We start from the raw sequence: 12,431 nt of genomic DNA on the forward strand, positions 1-12,431 counted from the left end.
GTCAGCCGGCCTCCTTTGCCTTGCTTGCAGACGTTGGCTCCAGGCTGCGCCGCATGCCCCTGCGGGTCAACGAAACGACAACGAGGCCCTTGCGGCTGCCGAAGGCCACGGATAAGAGAAAGATCGCCGCTGCCGCCAGCACGCTGACCGGGCCGGTCGGCAGCTGATTCACTTGCGAGCTGATCCACGCTCCCAGCAGGCCGCTGACCGTCCCGAACAGCCCTGACAGGAAGATCATCCGCCCGAGCCGCTCCGTCCAGAAGCGGGCCGATACGGCCGGGGTGATGAGGAGGGCGGCGACGAGCACGACCCCGACGGCCTGGATGCCGGCGACGACGGCCACGACGACGAGCGCCTGCATCAGAAAATCCAGCAGCCCTGTGGGGAATCCCGCTCCCCTGGCGAAGGCGGGATCAAACGAAAGAAGCTTGAACTCCTTGAAGAGCAGCGTGCATACGGCAGCCAGCAGCAGGCAGACCCCGGCCATAAGCCGCACGTCGCTGCCCACCATGGAAGCCGCCTGGCCGAACAGGAACTTGTCGAGGCCGCTCTGGCTCCCGTCTCCGCTGTGCTGGATCATCGTCAGCAGCACGATGCCGATTCCGAAAAACGAGGAAAGCACGATGCCCATCGCCGCATCCTCCTTGATGCGCGAGCGCGAGGTGATGAACCGGATCGCCAGCGTGCCGGCGATGCCGGCCGCCACGGCGCCGAGCATGAATACCGGCAGCGACTTGACCCCCGTGAGCAGGAAAGCGACGCAGATGCCGGGAAGCGCGGTATGGGCGATCGTATCGCCCATCAGGCTCTGCCGGCGCAAGTAGGCGAAGCAGCCGATCATGCCGCTGCTCAGACCGAGCAGCATGCAGCCGAGCGCGATCCAGCGCAGGTTGGGATCTGAGGCCAGCGCCTCGATGGAAGCCCATAACCCCGTCATGGCCGCCCTCCTCCATGAAGGGTAGGGACGGCTTCCTGCCGCGGAGCCGGATCTGCCTGCCTCGGAGCCGGTTCAGCCTTCCGCGGAGCCGGATCAGCCTGCCTCTCGCTGGCCGCTGCGGCAGCGCCTGCCCCGGCAAATCCAATCCGGCCTCCGTACGTGCGATGGAGGTTCTCTTCCGTGAAAGCCATGGCGGTAGGGCCGAATGCCTGGACCGTTACATTCAGGAGCAGCACGGAATCGAAATATTCCGGAACGGTAGCCAGATCATGGTGAACCACGATGACCGTCTTTCCGTCCGCGCGCAGCTTGCGGAGCAGTTCGACGATCGCTTTCTCGGTCGCCGCGTCGACGCCGGCGAACGGCTCATCCATGAAGTAGAGATCCGCATCCTGCGCCAGCGCCCTCGCCAGGAACACCCGCTGCTGCTGGCCGCCGGACAGCTCGCTGATCTGGCGCTCGGCGAATGCCTCCATGCCGACTCCCCTCAGGCACTCAAGAGCGATGGCCCGCTCCTTGCGGCCCGGACGGCGGAACCAGCCCAGCCGCCCATACCGTCCCATCATGACGACATCGAGCGCATGCGTCGGAAAGTCCCAGTCGACCGACTCGCGCTGCGGCACGTATCCGATCCGCTTGCGGGCGGCATCGATGGTCTCGCCGAATGCCTTCGCTTCCCCTCCAAGCGCCGGCGTAAGGCCGAGAATGCTCTTGATCAGCGTCGACTTGCCGGCTCCGTTCGGTCCGACGATGGCGACAAGCTCCCCTTCCGGAACCGCAAACGAAACCTCCCGCAGCACGGAACGGTTCCGGTAAGCCGTGCTCAGCCCTGCCACTTCGAGGACAATGCGCTTCCGCTTGCCCGCATCTCGAATGCCGTTATCGGCTGCTGCCTCTTCGTATACGTTCATAATTCGCTCTCTCCCTTCAAAGCTTCTGCGATCGTGTCGACATTATGGCGGAACATGCCGATATACGTTCCTTCCGGAGTTCCCTTCTCTCCCAGCGCATCGGAGAACAGCTCGCCCCCGATGACGACCTTATGGCCCATCCGGCCAGCCCCTTCTATGACCGATTCGATCGACTTTCGAGGAATGCTCGATTCGACGAAAACGGCGGGAATGTCGTTGTCGACCAGAAAATCCCGCAGCGCGGCGACATCCTTCGATCCAAACTCCGATGCCGTGCTCATTCCCAGCAGCCCCTTCACCTCCAGCCCGTAGGCCCGGCCGAAATAGCCGAAGGCGTCGTGGGCGGTCACGAGCACCCGCTGCCGCTCCGGAATCGAAGCGAGCTTGTCGGACGCATACTGATGGAGGCTCCGCAGCTCCGCCAAATAAGCGTCGGCCCGTTGCTTATAGGCCTGGGCATGCTCCGGATCCTTCGCCGCAAACGTATCCCGGATCTTCTCCACCGCATGCATCCACAGCTCCGCATCGAACCAGACATGAGGATCCGGGCTGCCGGGCTGGGTCTCCATCACCATGCCCTGCGGAATCCCGTCCGTGACGGCGACAACCGTCCGGGATCGGCCGAGCTTATGCAGCACCTCGGCCATCTTTCCTTCGAGATGCAGGCCTCCGTACAGGACGATGTCCGCTTTGTCGAGCTTGACCATGTCCCCATGCGAAGCCTTGTACAGGTGGGGGTCTACGCCCGGTCCCATCAACGCCGCCACGCGCACCCGATCCCCGCCCACCGCCTCGGCCGCATCCGCGATCATTCCCGTCGTAACCGTCACGGCCAGCTCGCCCCCGCTCGCCCCGGTTCCGGCATCGCCGGCGCCCGAACAGGCCTGGGCAATCATGAGCACGGACAGAAGCAAGCCTGTCAGAGCCAGCCTTTCCCATTTCCATCTCCATCTCCCTGCCTTCAAATTCCTCTCCCCCTCGACGGCACAAGCCTTCGTTGTTGTTTTCTTCAGTTGGGCTTAAGACTTATTTTTTATAGTATACAATAAAGTTTCCATAGTGCAACATATTTTTGTTATACCAACAGATATTCCGGCACATGAAAAAAAGCACTCCTAAGGAGTGCTTGGATACGAAAAACCTTTTATTTATCAAGTCATTTTCCGAATGCAAAAATGTTTACTTCCGAACCACTTCAAACCTTCCTGACATGGGTCTTGTCAAAGTCCGCCGTATCGAACCAATCGCCGGTCGAAGCCCAGGTCGCATCAAGCGGAATCCATTTGCCGCCTTCGTCCGCCAGCTTGACCTCATTCCAGGCATGGCTGCCGAACCCTCCGCGGCCGTCGGCTCCAAGGCCCGTCACGACCCGGACTTCCAGTCCGGCCGAACGCGCCATGACCGCGTACAGACGAGCCGTATCGATGCACACGCCCTTGCGGGACTTGAACGTCTCCTCCGGCGTCTGCTCTTTCCATATGCCCTTGGACGTGTAATTGTCCGCCTTGTCCCAATCATAGGCGATCCGCTTGCCGAGCCATTCGTAGAGAAGCTCCGCCTTGTCCCGGTCACTGACTGCACCGGCTGTGACCTGCCTTGCGGCGTCCCCGATATCGGCCGGAATGTTGGAGTCGATGATCTCGTATCTCCGCTGCAGTACCTGCTGGAACTCACTGCCGACCGCTTCCGTAATGACCGGACCGCTGCCTTCGAGCAGCCCTCCGGCAACCGGCTGCAGCAGCTTGTCCGCTGCCTGGCGGTAGACCGGAGAGCTCTCGATGTTCCCGGCCAAGGGAGCTGTTGGAAATACCGATACATAGAGAAACAGAAGAGCAAGCAGCACGAGCGAGCGGCCGACCCCGTGCAGGCCGCCGATGACGGCTCCCGCAGCCCGGTTGGCCGAACGTCTGCTGCCGGCTCCGGCCTCTTCCCCGACTTCCTCTGCTGTACGGGCAGGATAAGCCGCGGCTCCGAACGCTCTCCACGCAAGAGGAGTCAAGGTCGACAGCAGCAGGCGAAGCAGCGCATAGCCGATCAGAAACAAGACGCCGAAGCGAAGCAGAGGCAGGTCCCTCACGCTTGTAAGGAAGGTATACCAGGCCTGCTCCAGGCCGGCCATCTCTTTCTGCGGAAGATGGACATGGGCCTGAAGCCAGCGGCTGGCGGGAGAGGAGAGCAGCTGCGCCAGCTTGGCCGCTCCGGCCAGAGCCGCGATCAGCAGCACTCCTTCCCAGATGAAATGAAACAGCCGCTGCGAGGAATTCCTCGCCCCTCGTCCGAATCCTTGAAGCAGGGAAACGGCGATGACAAGCAGCACGGCAAGCGATACCGGCTCCATATCAAGGAGCGGCTGAAGACTGTTCTGGATGATGGCCATAGACATGTGCATGCCCCTCCCTTGTTGTCCTTTTACGTCGAAGTCCTATCGTTCTCTGCGGCAAAGAGCATCCGCTCTCCCTGCTCTCGCCGTCCCCCCGGCTACTTTCCTCGGGCGCCTTCGATCAGCGCTCTGATCGTGCCGTCTATGCTCCATGTTCCGAGCGGAGCCCCCTTGAACGACACATTCACCTTATCCTCGCCCTTCTTTCCTTTGAGCTCCAGATTGTCGGTCTTGACCGTGTAGGTGCCGTCGCCGTTGTCCATGTACTCGGCGCTGCCCGCTTCCCCGGCCATGGCGGTCACCGCCTGATCGCGGACCTTGCCTCCGAGACCCTTCAGATCCTGCAGGTTGTAGCCGCTGTACAGCACGAGACCGATGACGATGACCGCCGCAAGCGCCCATTTCGCCACTGTCCGCACGATGCCGATGACCAGCAGCAGGATGACGAGTCCTACCGCGAGCACAAGCCAGTTCTCCTTGAAAAAAGTGCTCCATGTCTCATAGTCGTAACCCAAGCTATCCATGACGCGCCATGCCCCCTGTCGCATATCCGCGTTCCCCGGGCCGGCATCCGGCCCCGCGGTCAATAGTCCCATTATAACCGACGCTGCCGGGAGCGTAAACGCGGCCGGAGAGGCGGCGATAAAGCATATCCTGTCCCGCAAGGGCGTACAAGTAGTAAAGTCCTGAACAAGCCGAGTCCGCAAGCCTGAAGGAGGGCAACAACGTGAGAACCGCCATGTGGCTGTACCTGTTTTTATTCGTCGCCTTTTTCGATCTGCATGCCCAGTACCCCATCCTGACTCCGTACGCCGTCTCGCTGGGGGCCGCGCCTTCGTTCATCGGGCTTATGATGGGCATGTACTCCCTCACCCATCTGCCGGGCAACATCATCGCCGGCTTCGGCATCGACCGCTTCGGCAGCCGCATGTTCATCGTGTTCAGCCTGCTAGGAGCCGGCGTCATCCTCCTGCTTCAGGCTCAGGTCACGAATCCATGGCAGCTGCTCGCTCTCCGCTCGATCAGCGGTTTCGTCCTGGCTTTCCTGTCCCCTGCCTGCAGCGCCTTGCTGGCCAGAATGGCGACGGACGCTCTCCAGCAGGGCAAGCTGATGAGCGGCAGCGGCTTCGTCCACACGCTCGCGTCGGTCGTCTCGCCCGCGGCGGGGGCTTTTCTTGTAGCCCGGATCGGCTTCTCCAGCGCCTTTTACCTGCTGGGCTGGATTTTGATCGGCACCAGCATCTGCGCGCTTCTGTTCATCCGCGACCGCAAGGAGACGGCCATGCTCCCGGCGGGTCCCCGGTCCTTGAGCCACGCTCCGCCAAAAGCCGCGCTCGCTTCGGTTGCGGCCGTCCCCGCCGGCGATTCCACAGGCTTCCCGTGGATCGTCTTCCTGCTTCCCGTCGCCATCAGCTGCTCGCAAGGCATTCTCAGCTTCGAGCTCCCGCTCATGTCCACCACTTCCGAGGGCATGATGCGTACCGGATGGCTGTTCTCGGTCGTAAGCGCGGGAGGTCTTATCACCCTGAGCATGCTGTTCCTGAACCGCATTCCGGCTTTCCGCCGCACGCTCTGGGGCGCTTTGCTGCTGGCCATCGCCTATTTCGGCATCGCAGCCGGATTCAACGCCCCGCTCGTGTCGCTGCTTCTCGTCGTCGGCATGGCCAAAGGCGTCATCTTCCCCGCCCTCTCGACGCTGCTCATCGAGCTTAGCGGAACCGAGCGCTACGGCCGCACGTTCTCGATCCTGTCGATCGCCTTCTCCATCGGAGCTTTCCTCGGGCCTATGATCGCGGGCCAGGTCCGGCATTTCGTCTCGCCCTACTATATTTCCTTCGTCTTCCTCATGCTCGCTCTCGCCGTGCTTCCCTTCCACGGAGGGGGAGGCCGGAACCGGATTCCTGCAGCGCCATCCGCCCAATTGCCGAGGACTGGGTGAATGCACAGGGCGCGCACCATGCAGGTACATACATTGAACAATGTCTGACGGACCGCCAGCTCGTTGCCCGCGGGCCGGCGCCCGGATGACCTCACCAAGCAGCAAAGGGGTGACCAATACAATGTCTTATGTCGAAGGTGCAGGTGTAGGCTATGCTCCCGTAGGCGGAGTGGGAGGAGTCTGGACTTCCACTGGCGCAATCCTCGTTCTGTTCATCCTGCTCGTTATCATCATCAGCAGCTTCTGCTTCTAATGATATGAGAACTGGTTTCCCGCTCTCGTAAAACTTGAGGCCTGCCGAATTCGGCAGACCTCCTTTTTTTGTGGAAAAGACAAACGAGCAGCGTTGAATAACCGGCGGTCCAAGGTTAATCTTAGTGGATAAGGAGGCGATTCCCGTGGAAGAAGCCGTCATCATCGTCGAAGGCAAGAACGACCGGAGCCGCCTCCGGCGCGTGCTGTCGGAAGAAGTTCCGATCCTGTGCACCTTCGGCACTCCGGGCTCGAAGCAGCTGGAGACGCTGCGCAAGCAGGCCGGCGGCAGCCAGGTCTACATCTTCACCGACAATGATTCATCCGGCCGGCGCATCCGCGGCATCCTGCGCGATGAATTCCCGGACGCCGAGCATATCTATACCCGTCGCGGTTATCCCGGCGTCGAAGGAACTCCCGAGGAATATTTGCTGGAGCAGCTTCTCAAGGCAGGCTTCGAGTCCGAGCTTATCTTCCCCGATGCGGGACCGGAGCCGCGATGGTCCAAAGAGGACGGGCTCTAGGAACAAGAGCCATGCCGGAGCAGTTGTCCCTCCCCTCGTTAGCGATTCGGCCAGCTTCCATCGGAATCGGCAGGAGCTTCGCTCTGGCGCAAGGCGCCCTGCCTCTTCGGCTTGCTCTTGCCGGCGGCTTTTATCGTGGCCGGCTACGCAGGTTCCAGCGATTGGAGGAGCGGCGGCTTGCCGAGCTGTCTTAGCTGCAACGGGCTTGCTGAGCGGCTTTGCCCTTCCCAGCGGCCAGTGCGGTCCAGCGCATGGCTGGCTCGCTCCTGCCCCGCTGCATGGCCAGCGAAGGCGGGCCGCCGCATCCGGAAAAGCGTCAGCGGTCGCCTTTGAAGCCTGGTTCCTGCAGCGGTATCCGCCAAGTTCAGAGGAACCGGGGTTCAACAGCGATTGGAGGAGCGGCGGCTTGCCGAGCGGTCTTGAGTACTTGAGCGCAGCGGGCTTGCCCTTCCCCGCGGCCAGCGCGGTCCAGCCGCATGGCCGGCTTGCTCCTGCCCCGTTGCATAGCCAGCGAAGGCGGGCCGCCGCATCGGGAAAAGCGTCAGCGGTCACCTTTGAAACCGGGTTCCTACCGCTTTGTCACCAAGTTCAGAGGAACCCGGGTTCAATAGCGATTGGAGGAGCGGCGGCTTGCCGAGCGGTCTGGGCACTTGAGCTCAGCTGGCATGCCGCAGCGGGCTTGCTGAGCGGTCTTGAGCACTTGAGTGCAGCGGGCATCCCGCAGCGTTATCAAGCCTAGCTGCAGCTAGCTTGCTGAAGCGGCCAATGCCTTTCCCAGCGGCCAGCGCGGTCCAGCGCATGGCCTGCTCGCTCCTTCTCCCGCTGCATAGCCAGCGAAGGCGGGCCGCCGCATCCGGAAAAGCGCCAGCGGTCGCCTTTGAAGCCGGGTTCCTACCGCGTTGCCGCCAAGTTCAGAGGAACCCGGGTTCAACAGCGATTGGAGGAGCGGCGGCTTGCCGAGCGGTCTTGAGCACTTGAGCAGTCTTGAGCACTTGAGCGGTCTTGTGCACTTGAGCGCTCTTGAGCACTTAAGCGCAACGGCCTTGAGCACTCAAGCTTTGGCAGCAGCTAAATCTGAAGCAGCGCAATGACCGCCGTCACCGTGCCGATGCTCAATATCGTAGAGAACAGCACCGCCTGCGAAGAGAACTCCGGCTCGTTGTCGAACTCGACCGCCAGCAGCACGCTGCTGAGCGAAGTCGGCACCGCCGAGCTCACGATGAGCGCCTTGGCCGCAAGGCCGTCGATGCCGAGCAGCCAGACCGTCAAGGCGGCCAGCGCCGGGCCCGCCGCCAGGCGAAGCGCCAGGGAAAGCCCCAGATCCGCCGTCTTCCCCTTGCCGCTGCCGCGCTTCATGCTCCCGAGCTGCACGCCGAGCGTCAGCAGAGCCGTCCCGATGAAAGCATTCGCCACATAATCGAGCGGCGTCGCGAGATAGACCGGAATGCCGACACCGAAGCCGCGCAGCGCAAAAGCGAGCGGGATCACATAAATGACCGGCTGCGACAAAATCGTGCGCCGGATGTCGCGGAAGCTGCTTTTATGCGCATTGACGCTGTAGATGCCGTATGTGTTCGGAAGCAGCGACTGCATCATCATGATCAGCACCTGGATCGACAGCGTGAACGGATTCGCAGCGAAAGCCAGCTGGTTGAGCGGAATGCCGTAGTTGGCGCTGTTGTAGAACAGCACGCTGTTGCGCATCGCCGCCTTCATGCCCCCCTGAAATCCCCTCAGCCTGATCACGATCTCCACAAGCGCGTACTGGAACGCCATGAACACGCCGAAAAACAGCAGCACCTGGCCGATCAGCGAAAATGGAATATCGGTCGTGTACAAAAGCTTGAAGATGACTGCCGGAGAAAAGAGATAAAAGTTCAGCTTGGACAGCGTACGGATGTCCAGCACGAATATCCGCTGCAGCACGACCCCGATCAGGATCATGACGCATAGCGGAATGATGTTATGCAGCAGGATCGAGCCGAGCAATGCCATGAGTGCCACTCCTTCCCTCATGTCCAAAAAAAATTCCTGCAATTTCTTGCAGGAATGGACAACCTGTCTGCCTCTCGGAAGAGGCTTTATTTTTTGAGCAAGCTTTTGACGGCTGTCACGATGGAATCCGCCTTTTGGTCCGGTGTCATCGATTGATCCATGCCGCCGGTAATGTATTTGCGTATATTGCCCTTCTTGTCGATCAGCGTGAACACGTCGTTATGGCTGTAATTGCCATCGGTATCCTTGAGCAGGGACAGGCCGTAATCCTTGACCAGCTTGGCCGTGGCCGCTTCGTCCGGATTGCGCAGGAACAGCCAGCCCGCAGGGTCGGCATGGAACTTGGAGGCGAAGGTCCGGATGGCCTCGGGAGTGTCGCGCTCAGGGTCGAAGGTGATGGACATCAGCTCGACTTTGTCGCCGAACAGCCCTTCCTCCTTCAGCTTGTCCTGCACCTTGGACAGAATGAAAGTCGTAGCGGGACAGACGTCCGGGCAATGAGACCAGTAGAAATAAGCGACGCGGACTTTGCCGTCCGAATCGGCAAGCTTGACTTCCTTTCCGTCTTCCAAAGCGTTCTGAAGCGTGAACTCAGGCGCAGGGCTGTTTTGCGGAAAATTGACGGCTTGCGTGCTGTCGGCCCGGCTTGATACGAGCAGGTAGATGCCCATGGCGGCGCAAAGCGCGAACAAGGCGATTTTGAAAGCATGCTTGCGGATGAATGGCAACGTTTACCTCTCCTCTTATGTAAGTAAAGCCTGTCCGGGCGGACAGGCATGCAAGACGATCAAGGCAGGATGCTTGAAATGAACGCCGCGCCAGGCTCTCTGTACGTGTTGGCGATCATGAGCAGGAAAACGACAAGCAGGTAGTTGACGGAGATGAGGAAATTGACCTTGGCCCATTTCTCTGTCTCCTGTGCGGTTTTCGCGCGCATGCCTGTCAAGGTGTGAGCGAACCAGATGACGGTAAGCAGCCCGGAAACCCACAGGAACCATTGGCCCGTGTAACCATAGGTGTAGAGCAGGATTACGGTCGGAATGAGCAGCAGCACATAAGGAATCATCTGCAGCTTGGTCCGCTTGATGCCTTTCACGACCGGCAGCAGCGGATAGCCCGCAGCGCGGTATTCCTCTACGCGGCGAATCGCCAGCGACCAGAAGTGTGCCGGCTGCCAGAGGAATAGGAAGGCGAAGAGCAGCCAAGCTCCGGCATCCACTTGGCCGGTGACGGCGCAGTAGCCGATGACCGGCGGCATCGCTCCCGATACGCCGCCGATGGACGTGCTCCAGGTCGAGCTCCGCTTGAGCCAGATCGTATAGATGACGATATAGACGAACCAGCCTAGCAGTCCCAGCCAGCCGGATAGAACGTTCACCAGGGTAAACAGCACGGCAAGGCCGGCAATTCCGAGAATGATGCCGTAGGTAATGACGAAGCCCGGCTTCAGCCGCCCTGTCGGCAGCGCGCGGTTGCGTGTCCGCTCCATCTTGAGGTCGAGCTCGCGGTCCCAGTAATTGTTAATGACGCAGGCAGAAGCCATCGTCAGAGAAGTTCCGATCAGCATCCATAGCAGCTTCAGCCAGTCGATGCTCCACTGGGAAGCTACCCAGAATCCTCCAAAAGCCGCAAAAGCGTTCATGCGAACGATTCCTGGCTTGGTAAGGGCAATCAAGTCTTTCCACACAGTCGTGCGCCTCCTGTTTTTGGAGCGCAAAAGCGCATCGCGCCTAAGGGCTTCAGTAGTCAACGGTACTAATGATACCGAAAATGAATGCTTGTGACAATGTAAGGAAAGGCAAGTTCATGAATTCGACATGTCAATGAAGACTATTTGTTGACGAATGCTGCCGGGCCTTGCCTCCCAGGGCTTGCCTCGCCTTTCATTTTCAAGTCGAAAACAGGCACATCTCGCGGTCCCCGGCATACAGTAAGGTGTGGTCAGGAGCCCAGGCGGGAGGGCACCGCAGCAACAGCAGGCCGCAGGCTCCCGCAAAAGGAGCGTGAACAGGAATAATGGCTGTCATCAAGACCAACGATGCGAACACCAGGCTGCTTGCCCGGCTGATGCGGGCGGAAGCGGAAGGCGAAGGCGATCTCGGCATGCTGATGGTGGGCAACGTCGGCGTCAACCGGATACTTGGCAATTGCCTCGATTTCCGCAATATACGGTCCATTCCGGACATGGTGTACCAGAGTCCCGGAGGATACGAGGCGGTCCAGAAGAGCTACTTCTATCAGAAGGCCAGGGACAAGGAAATCCGGCTGGCCAAACGCGTCATCGGCGGGGAGCGCCAGCATCCTGCCAGCAACGCCCTATGGTTTTTCAGGCCGTCGGGAGATTGCCCCGATACTTGGTATGACCAAAGTAACACCGGGCGCTTCAAAGCGCATTGCTTCTTCGCGCCGACCCCCGGCGACTGCCCGGACGTGTACTGACCGAAATCAAGCATCTATCCAGAGAGAGCGGGGAAACCTTTCATGTCGAATGCTTATGACTTCGATTACTATCGTTCTTATGGCGCCTACGGCCATCCTTCCGTCGGCGGAGCCGGCGCGGGCTATGGCCATCCTTCCGTCGGCGGCGCCGGCATGGGCTACGGCCATCCTTCCGTCGGCGGCGCCGGCATGGGCTACGGCCATCCTTCCGTCGGCGGCGCCGGCACGGGCTACGGCCATCCTTCCGTCGGCGGCGTCAATGCCGCCATGTACAGCCATGACGGCATGATGATTCCGGGAGCCGCCTTCATGCAGATGCCTCCGAACGTTCCGAGCGGATCCGTCATCACGCCCAATGCCGGAACGATCACGACCGTGCCGGCCCGCGAGGAATCGTATGTCGAGAACATCCTTCGCTTGAACCGCAGCAAGATGGCGACGTTCTATATGACTTATGAGAACAACAAGGAATGGAACGCCAAAATTTTCCGCGGCGTCATCGAGGCGGCAGGCCGCGATCATATCATTATCCGCGATCCCGCCACGAATATGCGCTATCTGCTCCTGACGCTGAATCTCGACTATGTCACCTTTGACGGTCCGATCGCCTACGAGTATCAGTTCCAAGGACAGACGATCTCCAATCTGACGCCTGAGACGGAACGCTAAGCCAAAGGCTGGCGTCCAAGCGACGGCTTGAACGTCCACGCATGGATGCGGGAACGCCCCCCGGCGACCATCCCGCCAATGCCAAACCATGGGGAACGCTCCGAGAGGCGTTCTTCTTGGCATGCCCGCGCTTCCTCCTCCGAGGCTGCCGGCCAAATTTCGACGAACAAATTCGGCTGATCCGTACCCTCGTATAGAGATACCCGCACCCCGCCTTCAGCCAGCCGCCCGATAAAGGCCAGGTAGTCCGCACGGGCTTCCTCCTCGATGCGGTATTCAACCATCAGAGCATAGGCATTCATTCCGTTTCCTCCTCGCGACATCAAGTTTCTCCATCCTAGCATGACCCGGGCTCTCAGCCCAAGCCCGACATAAGAAACCATCG

General features: G+C 60.4%; 14 protein-coding genes. 5 read left to right on the forward strand and 9 right to left on the reverse strand.

Going from position 1 to position 12,431, the window contains the following annotated elements:
• Position 1: 1 nt before the first annotated feature.
• From ACLBWT_RS14905 to ACLBWT_RS14925, 5 genes are all read right to left on the reverse strand, one after another.
• On the reverse strand, positions 2 to 937 hold the full coding sequence (locus tag ACLBWT_RS14905; protein WP_447663920.1) for a metal ABC transporter permease: 936 nt from the start codon (positions 935 to 937) through the stop codon (positions 2 to 4).
• Complete coding sequence (locus ACLBWT_RS14910) at positions 934 to 1,848, reverse strand: metal ABC transporter ATP-binding protein (RefSeq protein ID WP_447663921.1); 915 nt, start codon at positions 1,846 to 1,848, stop codon at positions 934 to 936. The genes ACLBWT_RS14905 and ACLBWT_RS14910 overlap by 4 nt, the downstream gene beginning before the upstream one ends.
• Positions 1,845 to 2,813 (reverse strand): metal ABC transporter solute-binding protein, Zn/Mn family, encoded by a 969-nt coding sequence (locus ACLBWT_RS14915; RefSeq protein ID WP_447663922.1) that lies wholly within the window; start codon positions 2,811 to 2,813, stop codon positions 1,845 to 1,847. Before ACLBWT_RS14915 ends, ACLBWT_RS14910 begins: the two co-directional genes overlap by 4 nt.
• 230 nt (positions 2,814 to 3,043) lie before the next feature.
• The gene (locus ACLBWT_RS14920; RefSeq protein ID WP_447663923.1) at positions 3,044 to 4,231 is read right to left on the reverse strand and encodes a transglutaminase domain-containing protein; all 1,188 of its coding nucleotides are present in this window, start codon (positions 4,229 to 4,231) and stop codon (positions 3,044 to 3,046) included.
• Between the two features lie 95 nt (positions 4,232 to 4,326).
• Positions 4,327 to 4,752 carry a hypothetical protein gene (locus tag ACLBWT_RS14925; RefSeq protein ID WP_447663924.1) on the reverse strand — a complete coding sequence of 142 codons (426 nt, stop codon included), beginning with the start codon at positions 4,750 to 4,752 and terminating at the stop codon, positions 4,327 to 4,329.
• A 203-nt stretch (positions 4,753 to 4,955) separates the two neighbouring features.
• On the opposite strand from ACLBWT_RS14925, the gene ACLBWT_RS14930 reads away from it, so the two are divergent.
• The 3 genes from ACLBWT_RS14930 (at position 4,956) to ACLBWT_RS14940 (ending at position 6,943) form a co-directional block, all read left to right on the forward strand.
• On the forward strand, positions 4,956 to 6,167 hold the full coding sequence (locus tag ACLBWT_RS14930) for an MFS transporter (RefSeq protein WP_447663925.1): 1,212 nt from the start codon (positions 4,956 to 4,958) through the stop codon (positions 6,165 to 6,167).
• A 121-nt stretch (positions 6,168 to 6,288) separates the two neighbouring features.
• Positions 6,289 to 6,420 (forward strand): hypothetical protein, encoded by a 132-nt coding sequence (locus ACLBWT_RS14935; protein ID WP_447663926.1) that lies wholly within the window; start codon positions 6,289 to 6,291, stop codon positions 6,418 to 6,420.
• A 145-nt stretch (positions 6,421 to 6,565) separates the two neighbouring features.
• Positions 6,566 to 6,943: a toprim domain-containing protein gene (locus ACLBWT_RS14940; RefSeq protein WP_048744971.1), complete on the forward strand. Its 378-nt coding sequence runs from the start codon at positions 6,566 to 6,568 to the stop codon at positions 6,941 to 6,943.
• Between the two features lie 1,068 nt (positions 6,944 to 8,011).
• Here ACLBWT_RS14940 and ACLBWT_RS14945 read toward each other — a convergent pair.
• The 3 genes from ACLBWT_RS14945 to cyoE all read right to left on the reverse strand — a co-directional run bounded on the left by ACLBWT_RS14945 (position 8,012) and on the right by cyoE (position 10,625).
• Positions 8,012 to 8,938: an AEC family transporter gene (locus ACLBWT_RS14945; RefSeq protein ID WP_447663927.1), complete on the reverse strand. Its 927-nt coding sequence runs from the start codon at positions 8,936 to 8,938 to the stop codon at positions 8,012 to 8,014.
• A gap of 86 nt (positions 8,939 to 9,024) precedes the next feature.
• Positions 9,025 to 9,666 (reverse strand): SCO family protein, encoded by a 642-nt coding sequence (locus ACLBWT_RS14950; protein ID WP_447663928.1) that lies wholly within the window; start codon positions 9,664 to 9,666, stop codon positions 9,025 to 9,027.
• Positions 9,667 to 9,725: 59 nt separating this feature from the next.
• A complete protein-coding gene (gene cyoE, locus ACLBWT_RS14955) occupies positions 9,726 to 10,625 on the reverse strand; it encodes a heme o synthase (RefSeq protein ID WP_447663929.1) in 900 nt (299 codons plus the stop codon).
• Between the two features lie 329 nt (positions 10,626 to 10,954).
• Here cyoE and ACLBWT_RS14960 point away from each other — a divergent pair, with 329 nt between their 5' ends.
• Together ACLBWT_RS14960 and gerQ are read left to right on the forward strand one after the other, a co-directional pair.
• Positions 10,955 to 11,377, forward strand: coding sequence for a cell wall hydrolase (locus ACLBWT_RS14960; protein ID WP_447663930.1), 423 nt, complete (start codon positions 10,955 to 10,957; stop codon positions 11,375 to 11,377).
• 153 nt (positions 11,378 to 11,530) lie between these two features.
• On the forward strand, positions 11,531 to 12,046 hold the full coding sequence (gene gerQ, locus ACLBWT_RS14965; protein ID WP_447663991.1) for a spore coat protein GerQ: 516 nt from the start codon (positions 11,531 to 11,533) through the stop codon (positions 12,044 to 12,046).
• Here gerQ and ACLBWT_RS14970 read toward each other — a convergent pair.
• Positions 12,043 to 12,348 (reverse strand): hypothetical protein, encoded by a 306-nt coding sequence (locus ACLBWT_RS14970; RefSeq protein ID WP_447663931.1) that lies wholly within the window; start codon positions 12,346 to 12,348, stop codon positions 12,043 to 12,045. The two genes, gerQ and ACLBWT_RS14970, sit on opposite strands and share 4 nt — an antisense overlap.
• Between the last annotated feature and the right edge of the window lie 83 nt (positions 12,349 to 12,431).

This window comes from Paenibacillus sp. D51F, from assembly GCF_053345695.1.